Origin of the sequence: Bacteroides coprosuis, from assembly GCF_020741705.1 — a bacterium.
GTDB classification, from domain to species: domain Bacteria; phylum Bacteroidota; class Bacteroidia; order Bacteroidales; family Bacteroidaceae; genus Bacteroides_E; species Bacteroides_E coprosuis.
In genome coordinates, this window is the sequence record NZ_DYYK01000123.1 from 1 (window position 1) to 23307 (window position 23307).

At 35.2% G+C, this 23307-nt stretch carries 14 protein-coding genes; 3 read left to right on the plus strand and 11 right to left on the minus strand.

The features are described 5' to 3' along the window. Positions 1-525 precede the first annotated feature (525 nt). From K8V80_RS06895 to K8V80_RS06905, 3 genes are read left to right on the plus strand one after another with little or no spacing between them, the layout of a single operon-like run. Positions 526-1635 (plus strand): ATP-binding protein, encoded by a 1110-nt coding sequence (locus tag K8V80_RS06895; RefSeq protein ID WP_276776431.1) that lies wholly within the window; start codon positions 526-528, stop codon positions 1633-1635. A 13-nt stretch (positions 1636-1648) separates the two neighbouring features. Then, positions 1649-3004 (plus strand): PSP1 domain-containing protein, encoded by a 1356-nt coding sequence (locus tag K8V80_RS06900; RefSeq protein ID WP_276776434.1) that lies wholly within the window; start codon positions 1649-1651, stop codon positions 3002-3004. After that, complete coding sequence (locus K8V80_RS06905; RefSeq protein WP_276776436.1) at positions 2991-3506, plus strand: gliding motility lipoprotein GldH; 516 nt, start codon at positions 2991-2993, stop codon at positions 3504-3506. Before K8V80_RS06900 ends, K8V80_RS06905 begins: the two co-directional genes overlap by 14 nt. On the opposite strand, the gene rodA is transcribed toward K8V80_RS06905, so the two are convergent. The 11 genes from rodA to K8V80_RS06960 all read right to left on the minus strand — a co-directional run bounded on the left by rodA (position 3445) and on the right by K8V80_RS06960 (position 23284). Then, the gene (gene rodA / locus K8V80_RS06910; RefSeq protein WP_276776438.1) at positions 3445-4908 is read right to left on the minus strand and encodes a rod shape-determining protein RodA; all 1464 of its coding nucleotides are present in this window, start codon (positions 4906-4908) and stop codon (positions 3445-3447) included. The two genes, K8V80_RS06905 and rodA, sit on opposite strands and share 62 nt — an antisense overlap. After that, entirely contained in the window at positions 4889-6751 is a 1863-nt protein-coding gene (mrdA, locus tag K8V80_RS06915) for a penicillin-binding protein 2 (RefSeq protein WP_276776440.1), read from the minus strand. The genes rodA and mrdA overlap by 20 nt, the downstream gene beginning before the upstream one ends. Beyond that, positions 6751-7257 (minus strand): rod shape-determining protein MreD, encoded by a 507-nt coding sequence (gene mreD, locus K8V80_RS06920; RefSeq protein ID WP_276776442.1) that lies wholly within the window; start codon positions 7255-7257, stop codon positions 6751-6753. Before mreD ends, mrdA begins: the two co-directional genes overlap by 1 nt. A 4-nt stretch (positions 7258-7261) precedes the next feature. Continuing rightward, positions 7262-8098, minus strand: coding sequence for a rod shape-determining protein MreC (mreC, locus tag K8V80_RS06925; protein ID WP_276776444.1), 837 nt, complete (start codon positions 8096-8098; stop codon positions 7262-7264). 46 nt (positions 8099-8144) lie between these two features. Then, positions 8145-9164, minus strand: a complete 1020-nt coding sequence (locus tag K8V80_RS06930; RefSeq protein WP_276776447.1) for a rod shape-determining protein — start codon at positions 9162-9164, stop codon at positions 8145-8147. Positions 9165-9213: 49 nt separating this feature from the next. Beyond that, the gene (gene purH, locus K8V80_RS06935) at positions 9214-10737 is read right to left on the minus strand and encodes a bifunctional phosphoribosylaminoimidazolecarboxamide formyltransferase/IMP cyclohydrolase (protein WP_276776451.1); all 1524 of its coding nucleotides are present in this window, start codon (positions 10735-10737) and stop codon (positions 9214-9216) included. A gap of 145 nt (positions 10738-10882) precedes the next feature. Next, positions 10883-12919, minus strand: a complete 2037-nt coding sequence (locus K8V80_RS06940) for a M13 family metallopeptidase (protein ID WP_276776454.1) — start codon at positions 12917-12919, stop codon at positions 10883-10885. Between the two features lie 17 nt (positions 12920-12936). Continuing rightward, positions 12937-14895: an ABC-F family ATP-binding cassette domain-containing protein gene (locus K8V80_RS06945; protein ID WP_276776456.1), complete on the minus strand. Its 1959-nt coding sequence runs from the start codon at positions 14893-14895 to the stop codon at positions 12937-12939. Positions 14896-15407: 512 nt separating this feature from the next. After that, positions 15408-16310, minus strand: coding sequence for a nucleotidyltransferase (locus tag K8V80_RS06950; RefSeq protein ID WP_276776459.1), 903 nt, complete (start codon positions 16308-16310; stop codon positions 15408-15410). Positions 16311-16413: 103 nt separating this feature from the next. Further along, entirely contained in the window at positions 16414-18810 is a 2397-nt protein-coding gene (locus K8V80_RS06955) for a BamA/TamA family outer membrane protein (RefSeq protein WP_276776462.1), read from the minus strand. Continuing rightward, positions 18800-23284, minus strand: a complete 4485-nt coding sequence (locus K8V80_RS06960) for a translocation/assembly module TamB domain-containing protein (protein WP_276776465.1) — start codon at positions 23282-23284, stop codon at positions 18800-18802. Before K8V80_RS06960 ends, K8V80_RS06955 begins: the two co-directional genes overlap by 11 nt. Between the last annotated feature and the right edge of the window lie 23 nt (positions 23285-23307).

The following is a 23307-nucleotide window of genomic DNA, read 5'->3' on the forward strand; positions in this document are numbered from 1 at the left end:
ATGAATACTTTATTTCTGAATATTTTATTCCTATTTACTTAATATCCTATCAATCTTATTCTTATAACGAATTCTTTTTTTAATCAAACCTCAAAGGAAATACAAATGGGAACTTTATACACATTATTATATATGCACCCTAAAACCCCCTGTTTAAATGATCTCGAAAAGAGCTCAAGTTTGTCGATTTTAAGTTCATTTGCCTAGGGGTGGAAATAACTTTAACCCTTTGATCGTAATGACATGTCGGTGTCATGATGAGTACATGACACCGACATCGTGTTACGACCAAAGGGGCTATTCATGTAAACAAAGTCATAAAAATCCAGTAGCACATTTATATTATACTATTTGATATTCTTTTATAAATCATACTATGTACGTAAACTTTAGAGTGATTAGTATTCTAAAACGGAAATTAAAGAGAACTAAAAATTAAAAGGTCCATTGTTTTTTCGTATTTTTGCTATGTAATACTTCACTAAAGTAGCAAAATGAGCTACTAAAATCATCAACAGACTATAAATGTACTTTAAAGATATAATTGGTCAGGAGAAAATTAAAAATGAATTACTACTTCAAGTCCATGAAGGAAGAATTCCTCATACTCAATTATTTTGCTCTTCAGAGGGAGTTGGAGCTTATGAATTAGCACTAGCTTATGCTAGATACTTGAATTGTGACAACCCACAAGCCTCAGATGCGTGTGGAAAATGTCCATCATGCGTAAAAATGAATAAGCTTGTTCATCCTGATGTACACTTTGTTTTTCCTGTTATTAAAAGTAAATTATCTGATGATTATCTACCGGAGTGGAGAGATTTCGTTCTAACCACTCCCTACTTCACCTTAGATCAATGGCTAAATCACATTCATGCAGAGAATGCTCAAGCGATTATCTATGCGAAAGAGAGTGAGGCAATACTCAAAAAACTCTCTCTTAAGTCAAGTGAAGGCAAATATAAGATTACGCTTATATGGCTTCCTGAAAAAATGAATTCAGTATGCGCTAACAAACTCTTAAAAATATTTGAGGAGCCTCCACATCAGACTTTATTCTTTTTAATTTCTGAGCAACCTGAATCTTTACTTTCGACAATACTTAGTCGGACTCAAAGGATAGACATACCTCTATTAAAATCTCAGGAAATAGCTCGCTATCTAAATGAGCAATATGGCGTACAGGCATCATTAAGTCAGACTATAGCTCATATGTCTAATGGAAATTTAAATAAAGCTCTATCAGAAATTCAATTAAATGAAGATAAAGCATTATTTTTAAAGCTCTTTATTGACATTATGCGCCTAGCATATGCAAGACGAGTAAAAGAAATAAAGCAATGGAGTGAAGAAGTAGCTGCGTTAGGCCGTGAAAGACAAAAACAACTACTTACTTATTGCCAACACATGGTAAGAGAAAATTTTATATACAATTTCAAAAAGCCAAACCTAAATTACATGAACCAAGAAGAAGAACGGTTTTCAAGTAATTTCTCTCCTTTTATTAATGAATACAATGTGTATACAATAATGGAAGAGTTAAGTTTGGCTCAACAACATATAGAACAAAATGTAAATGCTAAAATGGTCTTTTTTGATTTTGCATTAAAACTAATTGTTCAAATCAAACAATAATTATTAGATTTTTATGGATTTCAAATTACATAATGGTAGTGGAGGCCTATCCTATAAAGGAATTTCCCGCCCAACAAACAAATTAAACACTTACGATTGGTTAGCTGATGTACCAGGCAATATAGAAGATTGCGACATGGTAGAGGTACAATTTAAGAACACCAGAAAAGGATATTATAAAAACAGCAATAAAATAGACTTAAAGAAAGGTGACGTAGTTGCTGTCGAAGCTAATCCTGGTCATGATATAGGAGTAGTGACACTAACAGGAAGATTAGTAAATCTACAAATGAAAAAAAGCAATGGAAGACCTAATACGGAAATTAAAAGGGTTTATCGCATTGCTAAGCCCGTTGACCTAGAGAAATACGAGGAGGCAAAATCCAGAGAACATAGCACCATGATCAAGTCTAGACAAATTGCTGCTAGACTAAACTTAGATATGAAAATTGGCGACGTAGAATATCAAGGTGATGGAAATAAAGCTATATTCTATTATATTGCAGATGAGCGTGTAGACTTTAGGCAATTAATTAAAGATTTAGCTGGAGAGTTTAGAATACGTATCGAAATGAAGCAAATTGGAGCTCGACAAGAAGCTGGTCGTATCGGTGGTATTGGTCCTTGTGGTAGAGAACTTTGCTGTGCATCATGGATGAGAAATTTTGTTTCTGTATCTACCAATGCCGCAAGAATACAAGACATCTCTTTAAATCCTCAAAAGTTGGCAGGGCAATGTGCTAAACTTAAATGTTGTCTTAATTATGAAGTAGATGCTTATGTAGAGGCACAAAAAAAATTACCCTCTCGTGAAGTCACCTTAGAAACAAAAGATGGTACTTATTATTTTTTCAAAGCTGATATCCTAAACAATGAAATAACCTATTCTTCAGATAAAGTTATAGCAGCCAATTTAATAACTATCAGTGCTAAAAAAGCTTTTGACATTATCCACCAAAATAGAAGAGGTAAAAAGCCAGATATACTTATTGACTTGGTGCAAGATGATGCTTTAGATAAGCCAAAAGATATTCTTGAACAAGAAAGTGTTACTCGATTCGATAAAAGTAAAAAAATTAAGAAAAGACCTAATAGAAGAAATAATAATAAGAGACCCGATAATCGTCCTCAAAATACAGCAAGTAATCAATCAGAAAATGAGGATAGAAATAGAAATCAACGAAGAAACAACAATAAGCCTGAAAGGAAACAAGAGAATAATAGGCAAGAGAATCGACAAGAAAACAAACAGGAGAACCCGCAAGGCAACTCAACAAGAAATACAAAGAAAAAAGGTCGTCGTCCCTATAATAGAAGAAGACCTAACAACAACCAAGAAGGAGGCAACAATAAAAGTGAACAAAAGTAACTTACTCCTATCTTTGCTAGCTCTCTTCTTATTATCGAGCTGTTCAAAGAAATATGAATACCATCAGTTTTGCTCTATTCCCAAAGAGGGATGGAGTAAAACTGATACTCTTTCTTTTACAATTTCAGACTTACAAGAATACAAAAGCGTTGATTTGAGTATCAATATACGAAATGACTATAGCTATCCCTACAAAGACATATACATCGCTTGTCTAGAAAACATAACAGATTCCTCAATTATTCATATTGACACTCTACATCTACAATTAGCTGATAAAGATGGCTTCTGGATTGGCAAAGGTATGGGACACCTATTTCAATCTACTCATTTTTATAAGATTATCAAGAAGCCTCAACTAACAGATAGTACTACCCTCCGAATTATTCCATTAATGAAAGATACCCTTTTAATGGGTCTTCAAGACATAGGAATCCATATTACCCATTCAAGCGACGTGCCCGACCAGCATCTAAGCGCAAAAAAACAAATAATAAGATAGTAAACCCCCAGAGAGAAGACCCCCCATAACTAAAGAAAGGGAGAGGAATTCCAATAACAGGAGTCAAGCCTAAAACCATTCCTATATTTATAAACAAGTGAAATAGGAAAACACTTAAAACAGAATATCCATAAACTCTACAAAATGTAGAGCTTTGCCTCTCTGACAATGCGATTAATCGCAATATTAGAAATAGATACAATACTAATACTGTAGCTGACCCAACAAAACCTTGCTCCTCTCCAACTGTACAAAAGATAAAATCTGTGTCTTGTTCAGGCACGTACTTAAGCTTTGTTTGAGTTCCATTTAAAAATCCCTTTCCTGTCATACCTCCCGAACCAATGGCTATTTTAGACTGGTTCACATTGTATCCAGCTCCAGCTAAATCTTCTTCCATCCCTAGAACTATCTCAATACGTACACGTTGATGAGGTTCAAGGACTTCATTAAAGACATAATCAATAGAATAAAGAAAAGCCACTGAACCAATCAAAAATGTAGCAATCAAACTATAAGCCCATTTTCTATCTTTAAAAGATAAATAGACAAGATAGATTAAAGTTAATCCAACACAGAAATATTGTACATAGATGTAGTTGAAAGGAATTAAATAAGTTCCTACTGCATACCCTCCACCGATGACTAGAGCAGATGTAACCACAATATTTAAACACGCTTTTATGTTTTTCTTAAAGACCCAACACATAGCTCCAGTAAAAAACAAAGCAACAGCTATCACACTGAACTCGCCTATTGAAATAGTTGTCTCATCAAAAAACACCTGATCAAATCTAATTCCTACTATAAAATAAAGTACAGCAGCAACAGCTAAAAAAAGGACGACGCCAGGCATCCCTTCTCTATATAAGACCAAAAAGAAGGTTAGATATACCAACGCCGAACCAGTTTCCTTTTGTAGAATAATTAACATAACTGGCAAAAGGATAAAAAAACCTACCATCAGTGCATTTGATGGTTTCTTCATTGAAAAGTTAGTTGCATTCATGTACCTAGCTAATGCTAATGCTGTAGCAAACTTTCCAAACTCAGCGGGTTGTAAGCTTACTGGTCCGAAAACTAACCACGACCGAGATCCTTTAACATCTGGAGCTATAAAAATAGTGACAATTAGCAGTAATATCATTCCGATATATATGATGTAGGAGAAGTTTCTATAGAATGTATCATCCAACATAATGAGGATAAAACCAAGCCCAAAAGAACATAAGATCCATATTAACTGCTTGCCTGCACGTGTAGAATAATCAAAGAACTCGGGGTTACCATATTCATAACTTGCACCACAAACACTAAACCATCCAAATATGACTAGTAATATGTATATAAGAATAGTCCACCAATCTAAAGATTTCCACAAACTAGTACTTCTTGAGATCATAAGGAATTAAATTAGAATTATGAAGTTGATCAATAAGGTAGGCTCTCTCTTCTGCTATCTCACCATTTAAATATTGTTCTATCATCAAAGCGCCTATAGGTACAGCATACGTAGCACCAAACCCTCCATGTTCTACATAAACTGAAATAGCTATTTTAGGGTTATCAAGTGGAGCAAATCCCATAAAAACAGAATGATCTTTCCCTCTGTTTTGAGCGGTACCTGTTTTTCCACAAACTTCAATACCTGGAATATTGGCACGTCTTGCTGTACTACCATAAGCACTACCTATTACTGCTCCACGCATTCCTTCAGCTATATATTGAAAATATTCAGGATTTATAGTTGTGTTTTTAGGAACAGTGTACTCATCATCCAATAGATCATTTTTAATTGATTTCACAATGTGGGGAGTATAATAATGTCCTCTGTTTGCTATTATTGCTCCTAGATTTGCCAACTGAATAGGAGTAGTTAGAATTTCACCCTGCCCAATAGCCGTGTGAATAATTCTCAAACCATTCCATTTCCCTTCACCGTACACCTTATCATAAAACTGAGCATTGGGTATCAAACCTCTTTTTTCACCAGGAAGATCAACGCCTAAGGCGTATCCAAAACCCATTGATACCATATGATCTTTCCAAACAGTCAAAGCATCTGAGGGTGATTGGTATTTCTTATTATCAATCATTTTATATAACCCCCAACTAAAATAAGAATTGCATGATGTGGATATTGCTCCTTTAAAAGGAACTGGAGATGGATGACCGTGACAACCCACTCGTAAACCTGGAACTACAAACCCTCTATAGCACGGGAAAGTGGTATTCAAATCGACAATCCCTTCTTGTAAAAAAATAGCACCTTGTGCTGTTTTAAATGTAGATGCAGGAGGATAAGTAGCCATCAATGCTCTATTAAATAAAGGCTTAGTGGGATCTCGTTGTAAGGTTCGATGACTCTCTCCTCTTTTACGACCAACCATACTTGACGGATCAAATGATGGAGAGGAAACTAAACACAGAATTTCTCCCGTGCTAGGCTCAATCGCAACAATACTTCCCAATTTACCCTGCATAAGTTTTTCACCCAGCATTTGTAGCTGAATATCTATACTCAAGGTGAGATCTTTACCAGGCGAAGGTTTTACATCTAATGAGCCTCCTTTATATCTTCCTTGTATTCTCCCATGTGCATCACGAAGAAGCACCTCCGTCCCTTTTTCCCCTCTCAAATACTTTTCATAAGATTTTTCAACTCCTTGCCTGCCTATATAATCTCCACGAGAGTAATAATCATCATTATTAATATCTCTCATAGAAACTTCTCCTATATCTCCCAGAGCATGTGCCGCTGAATTATAGGTATATTTCCTAACATTACGTCTTTCAACATAAAATCCAGGAAATTTAAACAGCTTTTCTTGAAAAATACCAGATTCTTCTACAGAGAGCTGAGACATAAAAAGTTGATGGGTAAATCGAGAATAACCTGGGTTAGAACGTCGATCTTTCATTCGCTCCATTCTCTCCTCTAGGTATTCTTTAGTAATGGATAAAGTCTGACAAAGGTCAGCCGTGTCTAGATTTTGGATTTCTCTAGGCACAACAGTTATATCGTATGAAGGCTCATTATATACTAATAGATCCCCATTCCTATCATAGATTGCTCCACGAGAAGGATAGATCGTTTTCTTAAGGAATGCATTACTATCAGCATTTCTCTTATATTGATCTGTCGTTACTTGTAAGGAGAATAATCGAATGATAAAAACGAGAACAACACCTATAGCAATACCTCCGATAACAAATTTTCTATTTTGATACTGGAATTTTGGCATTATTTATTACGTACTCTTTCTATGGCAAAGATACAAATTGTAGTTAGTAAAGTACTACTAATTATACGCAATGAAACAGTCAAGAATGAACTTACTTTAAAAAACTCTACTCCTATCAATAAGAGATGATGTATAAAAACTCCAGAAATAATATATTTAAGATAACCACTAGGGCCCATGGTTCTAAGGGAAGGTTGTAAATTTTCAGGATCATCATTTACCTGACAGAAAACATTCAATAATGTAGGACGAACAAAAGCAAGAAGAACAGCAGCTGCTGTATTCATACCTAATGTATTAGCACCTATATCAACCAGTAGCCCTAAACAAAAAGCCCAAATCATTAATTGATTTCGAGAAACGATAGATGAATCTATAAAGAACAAAAGATAGATATAAAGAAAAGGTGTAGCATAGCCCAATAATAAGATGTTATTGAAAATCAACATTTGAAATATAGCCAATGCTATAAACCATAATAAATAATTAATATAACGAATAGCCATAGTCCTACTTTTTGTTTTCTAGATCTCGACGCTCTGTTAAATCCATGTTTTCAACAATGCGAACACCATCTAACTTTCCAAAATCCACAGAAAGTTTAATCTTTAAATAGAAAGATAAACCATCATCAATATCACTCATATCATCTATCGTACCCACTAAAACTCCTTCAGGGAAAATGGATGAGAAGCCACTGGTTACAATCGTATCACCCAAACTAAATGTAGCATGACGGGGCAAGTCACGCAAATAAGCATAGCTTGCATCACCAAACTCCCAAACTAAATTACCAAAATAGTTGCTACCTGCTATTTTACAGCTGATATTACTTTTGCTATTTAAAACAGACATCACCCATGAATAATGAAGAGAGGTTTTATAAACAATCCCTACCACTCCATTACCTGTAACTACACCCATCTCTGGTTTTACTCCATCATTGGACCCTTTATTAATAGTGATAAAGTTGTCTGCTCTATTTAAACTATTCTGTACAACATGAGCTGGGTAAAGTTTATAGCTTTCTAAAACAGAGTTTTTCAACAAACGTTCTTCATTTTCAATAGAATATTCTTCTCTAAGTACATCTTCTAGAGTTGCTACCTTTTTTTCAAGCTCCATGTTTCGATCTAGTAACTCTTCATTTATTGATTTCAAATGAAAATAAGAGGTTACAGTAGATTTCCATTCATAGACTTGCCCTATCACAGAGTTAGCTGAAGTCAAATAGACACTATGCTGGTATTTGTTAAAGTTGAAAATCAAAATAAAACTGGTTACCTCTAATAATATAAAGAGGAACCAGTGATTATTTTGATATAAAAATTGTAATAATTTACGCATTGATGATTTACTTATTCTCTATTCTAAGCTAATAGATTTGAAGAAATTAGAATAAGAATGAAAATTTATCAACATTTTTCAAAGCTATACCTGTTCCTTTTGCCACAGAGTGAAGTGGATCTTCTGCAACATGGAAAGGAATATTAAACTTATCTGTCAATCTTGTATCCAAGCCTCTTAATAAAGCTCCGCCACCAGTTAAGTAGATACCATTTTGTACGATATCAGCATATAGTTCTGGAGGAGTGTTTTCAAGAGCGTTCAGTATAGCTGCTTCAATTTTAGATATTGTTTTATCTAAGCAATGTGCTACTTCTTGATAACTAACAGGCACTTCCATAGGCAAGGCTGTTATCCTATTTGGACCATGAACGATATAATCTTCTGGTGCATTTTCTCCTAAATCAGTTAAAGCTGCTCCAACATGAATTTTTATACGTTCAGCCATACGTTCGCTGACCTTTACATTGTGCTGTCTATTCATATATTCTTGAATATCTGCAGTCAAGTCATCTCCTGCAACACGAATAGAGCTATTTGACACAATACCACCTAATGATATGACAGCAATTTCTGTAGAACCACCACCTATATCAACAATCATATTACCTTCAGGTAATTCAACATCTATACCTACTCCAATAGCAGCAGCCATAGGTTCAAATAGCAAATAGACATCACGTCCATTGGCTCTCTCTGCAGAATCATGAACAGCTCTAAGTTCCACATCAGTACTACCTGAAGGAACTCCAATAACCATTCTTAGACTTGGACGAAATAAACGACGACCAGGATTGACCATTGCAATCATACCACTCATCATTTTCTCACAAGCATCAAAATCAGCAATCACACCATCTTTCAATGGTCGCACGGTACGAATATTATCGTGTGTCTTTTCATGCATCATCTTCGCTTTACTTCCTACCGCAATCATTTTATTTGTTCTGCGATCAAGAGCAACTACAGAGGGTTCATCTACCACAACTTTTCCATTACTGATAATAATGGTGTTTGCAGTACCTAAGTCCATAGCTATTTCTTGAGTAAAAGAAAATATTCCCATAAAATTAAAAAAATCCGAAATTAATAACTTACATAAGTTATATACATTGTTAGTGTTTAAAGTGACGAATACCTGTTAGAACCATTGTCATACCGTTTTCGTTACAATAATCAAATGACTGCTGATCTCTTATGGATCCCCCTGGCTGAATTACAGCATCAACCCCAACTTTATGTGCAATTTCAACACAATCAGGGAAAGGGAAAAAGGCATCAGAAGCCATTACTGCCCCATTAAGATCAAATCCAAAAGATTGAGCTTTTTCAATTGCTTGTTTTAAAGCATCAACTCGAGAAGTTTGTCCTACTCCACTAGCCAATAATTGTTGATTTTTAGCTAAGACTATAGAATTTGACTTACTGTTTTTAACTACTTTATTCGCAAAAAGCATATCTGCTATTTGATTTTGAGTAGGGTCCTTTTCTGTTACAGTTTTTATATCTGCTTCTGTTTCAACTATCAAATCTTTACCTTGAACTAAAACACCATTCAATACCGACCTAAACTGAGTTTTAGGCAGCTTAATATCTTTTCGTACTAAAATAATACGATTCTTTTTATGCCCTAAAATTTCTAATGCATCAACATCATAATCTGGAGCTATAATCACCTCAAAGAAAATCTTGTCTATTTCTTGAGCAGTAGCTTTATCAACCACACCATTTGTGATCAACACTCCACCAAAGGCAGAAACCGGATCACATGCCAAAGCATCTTTCCAAGCCTCAACGACTGATGGCCGAGAAGCAATACCACAAGCATTGTTATGCTTCAATACTGCAAACGTAATATCTTCAAATTCATCTATCAAATCTACAGCTGCATTTATATCTAAAAGATTGTTATAACTTATTTCTTTGCCATGGATTTGATCAAACATAGCCTCTAAATTACCATAGAACATCCCTTTTTGATGAGGGTTTTCTCCGTAACGAAGAGTTTTAACATCATCTGCAGCATAACGAAATGCTGAATTATCTTCTCCATCGAAATAGTTGAAGATTGAGGAATCATATTGAGAAGAAACGCCAAAGGCTTGTTTTGCTAGCCATTTTCGTTCTTCTAAAGAGGTTTCTGCTCCATGCTCAATCAACATATCCAAGAAAGGTTTATATTGATTTTTTGATGGAATAATAACAACATCATTGTAGTTTTTTGCCGCTGCACGAATTAATGAAATACCACCTATATCAATTTTCTCAATACAATCTGCTTCAGATGCTCCCGAAGCTACTGTTGCATCAAAGGGGTAAAGATCAACTATAACAAGGTCTATTTCGGGAATTGCATAACGTTTTAATTCTTCGTTATCTCCTTCCATCCCTCTACGAGCTAATATTCCTCCAAAAACTTTTGGGTGAAGTGTCTTCACACGACCTCCTAAGATTGAGGGATATTCTGTAAGGTCCTCTACAGCTTCACATGGATATCCAAGAGATTCTATAAAGTGACGAGTTCCACCAGTTGATAAGAATTTTACCCCTTCTGTATGTAGATGCGATAAAATTTCTTCCAATCCTTCTTTATTAAAAACTGAGATAAGTGCTTTCTTAATTTTCTTGTTAGTAGACATTAGAATTACAATTTAGGTGATTGATGGACAAAGTTACGAAAATATGTTTATGTCAAGTAATAATAAGACTAGGAATTATTTATAAAAAAAGGAGTCCTTTTCTAAAAAAGAAAGGACCCCTTTAATCTGAATATCTTTTATTTAATTACCAGATAGCAACTCTTTTATCTTTTGGAACAAATAGAGCATCATCTTCTGTTATATTAAAGGCTTTATACCATGCTTCAATATGAGGAAGTGCACCATCAACACGCCATTTACCTAAGGAGTGTGGGTCCATTTTAGTACGATTTAATATTTCTTCTGGACGAATATTATCTGCCCATACATTTGCATAAGATAGGAAAAATCTTTGTTCTGGAGTAAATCCATCTACTTCTCCTATTTTCTTATCTTGCATTGCATGTTGGAATGCTTGGTAAGAAACTTGAAGTCCTCCATGATCAGCTATATTTTCACCCAAAGTGAATTTCCCATTAGCATAAACACCTGGTGCTACTTCTATAGAATCAAAGAAGTCTGACATAACTTTCGCACGAGCTTCAAAATTAACAGCGTCTTCTTCTGTCCACCAATCTTTCAAGTTGCCTTCTTTGTCATATTGACGACCTTGATCATCAAAGCCGTGAGTCATCTCATGTCCGATAACAACACCTATAGCACCATAGTTAAATGCATCATCTGCATTCATATCAAAAAATGGGTATTGTAAAATACCTGCAGGGAAGCAAATCTCATTAGTTGTAGGGTTATAATATGCATTTACGGTTTGTGGAGTCATAAACCATTCGTCTTTATCAACAGGTTTTCCTGCTTTCGCAATCATTTCAGCATGGTCCCAAACATTGGCTCTCTTAATATTACTCCAATAGCTGTCTTTTTCTATAGCTAGAGTACTATAATCTTTCCATTTATCAGGATATCCGATCTTAACGTGGAATGTATTCAATTTTTCTAAAGCTTTTACTTTAGTAGCTTCACCCATCCAATCAAGACTTTGAATTCTCTCACCCAACGCGGTTTGTAAGTTTTTAACAAGGGTTACCATACGTTCTTTTGCTGCTGGTGGGAAATATTCCGCAACATACATTTGACCTACAGCTTCACCCAAAGAACCATTCACTGTACTTACTGCACGCTTCCAACGAGGTTGCATTTTTTCAGTACCCGACATTACTTTGCCGAAGAACTCAAAGTTTTGTTGGTTTAAGTCATCACTTAAATAAGAAGCAGCAGAGTTAATGACGTTCCATTGTAAATAAGCTTTTTGAGCAGATAAAGGCATGTCTTTTAACAATGCATTTGCTTCTGCCATAGCTCTAGGCTGTCCCAAGTCTATTGATTCTAAACCATCAAGACCTAATTCTTTAAAAAGAGTTTCCCAAGCTATTGATGGGTATTCAGCTGAAAGCTCAGCTATTGTTTTAATATTGTAATTAGCATGAGGATCTCTCAATTCAACAGGAGAAAGAAAAGCCTTAGCTAATCTATATTCTATATCAAAGACATCTTTACTCGCTTTTTGAGCCTCATCTTTTGTGAAGCCTACTAGTTCAAACATAGTAGTAATATGTTGCTTATATGCTTCTCTTATTTTAGAAGTAGCTTCATCTTCTTCTAAATAGTAATCACGTTGCCCCATACCCAAACCAGACTGATAAGTATGAACGATATTCATGGAGCTATTCATATCATCTGCTCCTATATATATAGCAAAGTAAGGGAACATTCCATATTTGTTCATTTGTGCTAAATGAGTAGTCAAGTCCTCTGTGTTTTGAAGATTAGCAATTGCCTGCAAATCTTCTGTTAATGGTTTGTATCCATCTTCATTCAACTTCACACTATCCATAGCTACAGAATATAAATCGCCTATTTTCTGTTCTATTGACCCTGCTTGATGTGTGGTTTCTGCCAACTTTTCAATTAAGCCTTTCACCTGCTCACGATTATTTTCGGCCAATTGATCGAATGAACCAAAACGTGAGTACTCATCTGGCAACGGATTATTCTTCATCCAACCACCACAAGCATATTGATAAAAGCTTTGACCTGGTACAGCAGTTGTATCTAGGTTGGCCATGCTTAAACCAGAAGTTAGCTTTTGGCTACTCTGATTTGAGCCACAACTAGCAGCTACAAAACAAGCAGCTACTATTGGTAAACAATTTTTAAATTTCATATCCTAAATAATTTGGTTTAATTCTTTTGTTCTTGCAGTTCCTCAGTTTCTATCAGAAGCTCTTCCCATTTCTCCATTATAGCGTTTAGCTCTTGTTGAATGGCTTCATATTTTTCATAAAGGGATGTATCAGCAGCACCATCAGGGGTAGCTAACTTCTTTTCTATCGCACCTTTTTCTTTTTCTAATTTTTCGATTACACCCTCACATTCCTGAGTATCCTTTTCAAGCTTCCTTATCTTTTTATTTAATTCCTTTTGTGCTTCATAAGAAAGCTTTGTTTCACTAGGTGAGTCTTCTTCTTTATTATCATTTTGAGCAGTTGGTGATTCAGAAAGTGATGGGTTTTGGTGTAGCTCATTCAGACTTTCTATATTTTTCTTTTCCAAAAAACTGTAAATACCACCTAAATGCTCTTTCACTTGCCCTCCTCCAAATTCGTATACTTTAGTAACCAAGCCGTCTAAGAAGTCTCTATCATGACTAACTACGATAACAGTACCATCAAAATCTAGTATAGCTTCCTTTAATACATCTTTAGATCGCATATCTAAGTGATTGGTAGGCTCATCTAAGATAAGGAAGTTTACAGGCTCTAGTAACAGCTTTATCATTGCTAATCTACTACGCTCTCCCCCCGAAAGCACTTTTACTTTCTTATCAATGGCTTCACCACCAAACATAAAGGCACCCAGTAAATCTCTTATTTTTAGCCGTATATCACCTACAGCAACACGATCAATAGTATCAAACACCGTCAAGTTATCAGCTAATAGCTGAGCTTGATTTTGAGCAAAGTAACCTATTTCAACATTATGTCCTAGTTTTAACTCACCTTCAAAATCAATCTCTCCAAGAATACACTTTACTAAAGTGGATTTTCCTTCACCATTTTTCCCAACAAAAGCGACTTTATCTCCTCGTTCAATAACAAGGTTTACATTTTCAAAAACAGTATGTTTCCCGTATGCCTTCTTTACCTCTTTACAGATAACAGGGTAACTTCCACTACGACTAGCTGGTGGAAACTTCAATCGAAGCATAGCTGTATCCTCATCATCTACCTCTATTCTGTCTATCTTATCCAACTGCTTAATACGGCTCTGCACTTGTACCGCTTTAGTAGCTTTATATCTAAATCGCTCAATAAAATCTTCTGTTTCTTGAATTTGTTTTTGCTGATTTTCATAAGCTCTCAACTGTTGTTCTCTTCTTTCTTCTCTCAGCTGAACAAACTCATCATATTTTACTTTATAATCGTATATTTTACCACAACTAATCTCTATCGTACGAGTGGTAACATTATTTATAAATGCTCTATCGTGACTAACTAAGATAACAGCATTGGCTTGTGTCCGCAAAAAGTTTTCCAACCACTGAATTGATTCAATGTCCAAGTGATTTGTAGGCTCATCTAGCAATAATACATCAGGTTTTCTTAATAAGAGTTTAGCTAGTTCTATACGCATACGCCAACCACCACTAAATTCTCTAGTGGGTCTATCAAAATCTTGGCGAGAAAAACCCAATCCCAAAAGAGTCCTCTCTATTTCTGCATGATAGTTATCACCCCCCAACATTGTGAATCGGTCATTTTCATGCGTAAATCGATCAATTAAATCATGATACGATTCAGATTCATAATCTGTTCGCTCTGCAAGTTCTTGACTCATCTGATTTATCTTCTCTTGAAGATGGGCCATTTCAGAAAAAGCCATTTCAGCTTCTTCTCTCACGGTATGTTCATCAGCAAGTACCATGACTTGAGGCAAATAACCGATAGTAGTATCTTTAGGAGTCGCAACAACACCCGATGTAGGATTTTGCAATCCCGCAATTATTTTTAGCATTGTTGATTTTCCTGCTCCGTTCTTTCCAACAAGAGCAATTCTATCTTTATTATTTACTACATAGGAAACATCCTCGAACAGAGGAGTTGCATTAAATTCAACTGATAAGTTTTCTACAGATACCACGTTTTGTCTCTTTTAAAGTCTAATTTATATTGAACAAAGGTAGTTAATTCTATACAACTGAAATTAGATTTATTCTAAATTCTAATCGATTTCACTCTTTTAAAGACAGAACATGATTAATAATGACTCTTTTAGGAGATTTATTCTATGAACAGAACTCCTCAGTTTGCATGATACAAGACATTTACTCAGAAAGAGTTTTCTAGAAGTGACAAATAGACGAAAAACTTTAGCAGTTACAAAACACATCTTTTCTATTCACGTTTACACATTGATTCTTCATCGAATATAGATATTATAACAGAGTTATGAAATGATCATGACACCGACATGATGATACGATGACACCGATATGATAGTAACTTGTCGGTGTCAGAATATCCTTTCTTTTTTTAAAAGTACTTTCTAAATAAGGATAACAGTAATCTCTCTGAAGTTCTTATCAAAAGAAAAAGGCTGATTAACCTTTTTAAGTTAAACAGCCTTTCATCTTATTTTATTGATAAACTATATTAAAATAGCTTATTCGGATAATCACCTGCATCAATAAGAGCTTGAATCTTATCAACCACTCCTTGTCTATCAGCAGCATAAGTCACGCCAAACCATTTACTTGTAGTATCAAGAACTTTAACTCGAGCAGTATTCTCATTAATCAAGCGGTTTACAGCTAGTGGAATAAAGTACTCTGCTTTCAAGTTTTCCATATTCTTTTCTAAGAAATCCACAAAGAAGTCTTCAGAATGAGTAAAATAGTCAGGAGTAAAACCCCACATATTCATAGAAACAGGAGTATTATCGGCTATAGTTACCATTTCACCATTTTCATCTTTAAAAGAAACCTTTCCATCGATTCTTTCAATAGCTGTACGCTCTACAACCGAAGTCAAGAATCCTTCTTCATTTGTTTCACAAACACCTCTAGCAACTGTGCCACTCTCTGAAAGAGTATTCCCTACTCTGTAACCTACCATACAGTAATCATTTTCCTTTCCTCCCATTTCTGATAAAGCTTTACCTAATACAGCGAAGCTATCTCTTCCATAAAAGTCATCTGCGTTAATTACAGCAAAAGGTTCATGAATAACATTTTTACCCATCAGCACGGCATGATTAGTTCCCCATGGCTTAGTACGTTCTGCTGGACAAGAAAAGCCATTAGGTAAGCTATTGAGATCTTGAAAAACCACCTCAACAGGAATGTGATTTTCATATTTTTTCAATACGATATTACGGAAGTCGGCTTCAAAATCTTTACGAATTACAAAGACTACTTTACCAAAACCACCACGAATAGCATCGTAAATAGAATAGTCCATAATAGTTTCACCGTTGGGACCTAACCCATCAAGCTGCTTTAAGCCTCCATAACGGCTACCCATACCTGCAGCTAATACAAATAATGTTGGTTTCATATTTAAATCTTTACTGTGTTTTTAGTTTCTAATAATTTACACAAATATACAAAATAATGCAAGGTTGCCCTTTAGTAAGGCTATTATAATTCTAGAATTACCTTTAGAATGGATATCCTACAGCAAAGTGAAAGCCTAAACCATCTTTAAATTTTTCAATATTATAATAACCTTTCTTAGTCGTTTCGTATGGGGCATGAATACCTATACCACAATCTACACGAATAACTAAGAATCCAAAGTCATATCGCAATCCCATCCCTGTACCTAAAGCAATTTGCTTTGGAGCATCGGCAAGCTTAAACTTACCATTCTGCCTGCTTCGCTGTCCTCTTTCTCTGCCCTCTACGACAGGGTCATCTCTTAATAGCCAAACATTACCTGCATCTAAAAAAACAGCACCATTTAAATTACCTGCAATTTTAAATCGATACTCTGCATTGGCTTCAAAACGGATATCTCCCGTTTGATCAATAAATGAATAATTATTACGTTTATCGGGAGCATACCCACCTGGACCAATGCTTCTCACCGTAAAGGCTCTAATACTATTAGCACCACCCACATAGAACTGTTCACTATAAGGAGCAACACGCGAATTACCATAAGACCAAATTACTCCTCCAGCAATACGAGTAGCTAAAGCATGATTTTTATTAAAGTTCCAAGTATATCTAAACTCTGAATTTACTTTTACAAATTGAGCAAAGGGAGAACCGAGAAGATTCTTCTCTCTCTTAGATAGACTTTGCCCTGTTGCTGCATAAATAAGAGAAGTAAGGTTTCCCGATGATGTAAAGGTTGTTTGCCACCACAACCTATTTCGTTGTTTCCTGATTGATGCATTATCATAGGTATAAGTATACTCCATAGCAGGAATAAATTGATTCTGCAAACTAATGTAGAGAGCAGGATTAATGTCTGCAATAGAATCAAACTCGGCAGTACTACTTCGTAACACATTAAAAGTGAGCCTAAAAGGAGTAATAGTATGGCGTTGAGTAAGCTTAGGCTGAAGATCATAAGAGACCTTACCTCCAAACGATAATATTCGATAATATCTAGCCCTATTCAACTGATCACCATAAATTTGAAAAGTGGTTGATGCAGGGAAATCATACTCTCTCTTATGCAATTTAGGAAAGAATAAGCGAGGAAAAGTTAGAGATGTAGATACCCCTAACTCATAACTATTCATAAGGGATGAGTTAGTTCCCTTATTCCCTGTTTGCCACTCATACGATCCCCTTAATTGGATATCCCATTTCTCTCCTCCTCCAAAAACATTTCTTCTACCTAAGGTGAAGATAGCTCCTGGTCCTACTTGGTCATTGCTCTTTGTAGTAATATTCAAATCAATTTCGGCATCCATAGGCAATTCTAGAGCTGTTTGAATATTTAAATCTAATGTATCTCCTTTTAGTGTAGAGTCTTTCGGTAAATATTGAGTTTCGATATGCTTGAATATTCCTATTTCACTCAATCTTTCTTGCATTCGCTCATGCCTATTTTGACTATAAAGTTTTTTTCTTCCCTTACGACGAGTAGACATACTAGATGAATATTGATCAGAGTTTACCCACCTATAAAGCATATTAGGCCTAACCTTCAACTTGTCATGGTAATAAATAACTAAATCTCTATAATGAATACTATCATTTGGAGTCTCTCCATTTTTCCCCAACAAGTAAAAAGAGGTATCTCCAATATAATATTTTCTCTGAGCACTAGATGGTAATCCTGGAATAGGTCTCATTCGCAAACTGACCTGCCCATCAACAAGAGTGGTATCTGCCTGATAAGCTAATAAGTCGGGTCTAAAATAATAATACCCTAAATTCCTAAGAATAGAATTGATTCTATTTCTTTCTGCATCTAAATCTAATACATTAAACTGACTTCCCGCCTTCACTTTAGACCAACGAGAGGCATGATTTACTATATTTTGAATAGAACGTTCAAACTTTTCATAGGTCAAAGTATCTACTAAATAGGGATCACCCATATTTACCTTATAGTGTATTTTAGCTTTCCTATCGTTATTCTTATGAGGTATAACGTCATAATCTACCTTTCCATTAAAGTAACCAAAATCATGTAAAATATTAGTTCCTATTTTTGAACGGATATCTGGATTTACAGTAGATATAAAAATCGGCTTAGAAGCAAAGACCTTGAATATCCAATGCCCAAAACCTTTTTCATAACGAACGAAGCTATTGTATGTCCACAATCCCATAGGAAAAGGAATTCGATATCTTGAACTACCGAAAAAGCTATTGTTGGGTGCTTTTGCTAATGCAGCATTTAGCTCTTCCATAGCTGTTACTCCTGTTTTACTATCTGGAGCTTTATCAACATCCATTTTAGTTTGCCCTGTATACAACACTTCTCCTTTGGGTAGGTTTTTTGTTGTAGAACAAGAAGTAAGTAATACTAATAAAAGAAGTATTACCAGCCCACTTATGCTATGTATTATAGAATATGTTTTATTCCTCATTACCTCTTACATTATTCTGTTTTTTCTTCTTTTTAAATATAAACAACTCTCCCAACTTGTTCAGTTTCTTTCGAAGAATAACACCAACTCCTGTTTCGGTTATTTCTCCTTCAAGAACACTCTCATAATTTTTATTATGGAAAACTCTAACAAAACGAGTTCCTGAAGAGTCTAATCTATATTCAAGAGAAATATTATCTATAAATGAGTCGGCATTATTTTCAGACTCAACACCTGTCTTAATTCTTCCTCCTACGACTATTTGAAATCTATTATTTAAAAATTGCTGAGAGTAACGGAAACTGTAATCTGTACGTTTACCGCCTGTATCAGCCATATCGTACTCTTCTACACCAACTGATAAACTTGCATTTTTTAGTGAAGATCCAGCAATGGCATTAATCTGACTTTGAAGTACACTGTTTAAAGCGACACCCATATCAATACCCTTTCCTTTACCATCACTACCCCCTGCAAGATATACACCTGTGGCTAGCATAGCTATTGCTTGCTTACTTCTTTCTTCTTTCCCCATAGAGGCGAGCTGATTTTGTACAGACGCATTTTCTGGAGAATTCAAATCAAATATTAACTCTAGATTATCTAATCTGTTTTTCGCACCAATAATCACATCAAAGTTTACCATATGCGAAGAACCATCTGCCTCAGACACTGAAGCTCTTACTCTATCTTTTGCTATCAAGTTCAACTTAGGATTATCTATCTTACCAGTCCATTCAACATAACTATCACTCGTAATCTTAAACTCCTTGGAAGGTATCACTGGGAGAGAATACTTCAATATACCTCCACTCATAGTATAACGACCAATTAAATAAAAATCACCTTGAGGGGTGTACTGTAAAGATAAATCTCCTCCACCTTGCAACGCAACTCTACTACTCCTATCTGAGCTTAAGTCCACTTTAAGTTGAACCGAAGGGTCAATATGAACGGACATAACCATATCCATTCCCCCTAAAGAGTGGCTTATTGAATCTTGAGCTACTTGTGTAGTATCTCTAAATGAAGTAAAGGTTACCAAATCTCCCAAGCGATCCTGGACAGTTAATGGGGATTCTGTTAAAACATAAGTAATATCTGTGTTATCTAAGATAGACATATTACCCCTCATCTTTAACGCACTAATTGGTCCCTTCAATGTAGCATCCACATCGACAAAGAGCTTACCATACAACACACTTTCTGATGTATGCTTTGCGTTCAGCAAAGTATAATCATCTGCTTTCAACTTTAAGTTTACTTTTGGATCGGCAAGATTGGTAATATCTACGGTTCCATTGACTTTAAACGGATTGTCACTTGTAGTATAGATAGAAAAGTCCTTAAATATTATTTTACTATTTTTCACAGGTACAGGACGACTATCCAATAAAAATTTAGCTCCTGCTTGTTTTGAAAACACCGTAACACTGTCTAGTATAAGTTCGCCATTTATAATAGGCGCATCAGCTGGTCCAGTAATAATAAGATGACCATCAATATCGCCACCTAAACTAATTTCTTCATTGGGGAATAATACATTGGCTATATCAAGAGGAAAATGTTCTAAAGTTGCCTCAACATCAAGAATATCTTTTCCATTGACTTTACTTATCATACCATCAGCATAGACTACTTCACTACGATTGTGTGTTAAATACATATTAAGTAAGTCTGCCTCAGCTCCTTCAGGTAACCAAGTTACACCTAAACCTAAATCACCAACTAGTTTACCCTCATACTTCAGGCTATCTAAGAACAATTCTGAAGAAACTTGGAGAGTACTATCTGTTTGCACATAATGAGCCTCAGCAGAGAATAGCCCATCCAATTGAGGAAGAAAGGGAAACAGCCTTGTTACATCATTCAACTCGATTCTTCGGATATCAATATTCATATTTTGAAGAGAGACCGTATCATTCAGGTTAGAATATACCTTAAATCCAACTTTCTTTTCCTCCTCCATATCAATATCTGCAAAAATGCGCATATCATCTCTCAAGAAAAGCCAATTTTTCTTATCTCTAAATTTAAATTTCTTGAAGGCTAGTACAGGCTCCTGAGGTGTCAATATTAACTGGGTACCTGCAGGGTGTGGACTTAACTCTACCCCAAACAATAGCCCTTTTGATCCTTTTATTGTTTCAAAATCGATATCAACACTAGCATCTCTTTTTCCTAACATCCCTTTAATAAAAGTACGAAACGATGTTTCTTCTTTTGGACCTCTATTAACTACCCCTGTTTTTAAATGAATACCCATGGTGTCTTGTGCTAACTCAAGTGATAGTGAATCCAACTTCAAAGAATCCAGTTGAAAACCTTGTACTCCTGCCCAACCTTTCATTCCTAAAAACGGATCCAAGCTAAAATCAGCAGAAGAACCTAGATAAGAGATATTGTTTTGTTTTAGGATTGAAGATAATGGATTTTTATTTCCAGACTTCCAAGAAAGTTTAGCTGGCGGTAACTGCTCTTGTAAGTCCTTATAATCAACATTCCTATCTTTCAGCTGCTTTAAGAAAGACTCTAATAAAGCTGATGATTGATCCATTAATTGATTTACAGACTTTTCTGCACTAAAGTTTAAGTCCAAATCACCAGAGTTTAAGCTCAACCGTATAGAATCCTTATCTGTAAAAACATTTGCTTTCAGTTTAACTTCTTCCTTGAGGGGTCTCTTTAATACTCCTAACTGAAAGAGATCTATGTTCTCTACATTAACACTATAATTTAAGCTAAGAGACGGCTTATTCATAAAGTAATAACCATCTATATCTCCTTTAATTATGCTGTTATCACTTTCGATAACAGTAGAAAGTTTGCCAGACTCTAAGTGAGCATTGACACCAATCTTTTCAAGAAGCATAGCTCCATAAGTTAAGTTCTTTAAGTTTGCTTGAACATCAGCACGAGCACTATTAGACAAGAAATCTACTCCTCGACCTTTTGCCACTAAATCCACTGATAGATTATGTAATGGCTGTAGTGGAAGGAAGCGACTGATGTATAGAGAGTCTATATCACCTCTTACCTCGTATTCTTGAGAGGTTGAATTGTATTTACCTTTTACATCCACCACTCCACCAGATTCTTTAAAGGTTAGCTCCGCAAAATACTTATCTCCATTTACTGCAGCTAAACCTTGTACTGTCATATGCAGAGGAAGTTGTATTGATCCATCATCAGATAGCCACTTATTAAATCTTGTCAGGTCATACAAATCTCCCAAGATATCCACCTGTCCTATCCTCTTTGCCTCATCACAACCATTATTTATAGCTCCTTCTATTGCGATAATAAAAGAATCAGAAAGTTCTGCGTAAACTTCATTTAATTTCAATTCTTCAGAGTTTCCTTCAGTATCAATCTTACACATTATTGGTCCCCATTCAGAGAAGTCCAATTCACTATCTTCTACTCCCAATATGGTGGATAATTCTTTTAAACTTAGTACCAATTGTCCATTGACTCGTGTGGTTCTACTATCCCCACACCAGTTGATGGGGAAAAACAAATCAAAGTCAAAGCGTGAATAAGGAGTCCTTAAAAGAAGATTTTTACAAAGAATAGTTTCATCTGACATACTGAATTTCCCAGAAAGAGAGTTTACTTGTACTCCCGATTTTTCAATAAGATTCAATGATTCTATTTTAACTTGAATCAAGCTATCATTATAGCCAATAGAATCGGCACTTAAGGAGAGTTCTGATAGCTGAATATTATTGGTATCAAAGCCTTTCTCTCTAAAAACAGAACCTACTTTATAAGCCAACATAGATTCGGTCAAATCTATTTTTCCAACTTGATAATCACCATCTGCTAAATTCACATTCACTTTAGACACATCTAAAGAAGGAATGTAAGCATTTAAGCTCATCGTATCTAAGGGCATATCCAATGCTACCTTACATTGATTAAGATGTATCTTACTTAGAAGAATATTCCAGGCAATATCTGTTTCTGTTGAATCTTTGGTTGTTGTAGTATCTGCTAAAACAATAGATAAATTGGCTTTATCAAGAAGCAAACTAGAAATATTTGCAAAACTCGATTCTAAATCTATTTCACGTGTTACAACTTTCAGTTCTCCAATATTTCCGTTTACAATTACACCATCAATTAAAGAACTCGTATTTAATTTTGTTTGCTTCAAAGTTAGCTCATCCATCAGAATCTTCTTCTTTAGAAGAGGCAAGGCTTGCACACGTACATTTAATCTTTCAAAAGCAACAACCGTATCTTTTTCTTTTATAACAGCTACATCTCTCAGTAATAAGTCTAACGGAAAACGTAAATCAACCCTACCGATACTTATATCCATACCTATAGCTTCAGAAACATAAGTCATTGCCTTACGCTGAATAAAGTTTTGCACTGATGGTATGTATAAACACACAATCAGAGACGAAAAAAGTAAAACTGGAATCAGTAGCAGTAATAATATGCGCTTGATCCATTTTTTTTTCATAAAAAGAGTTCTTTTATAAGTTT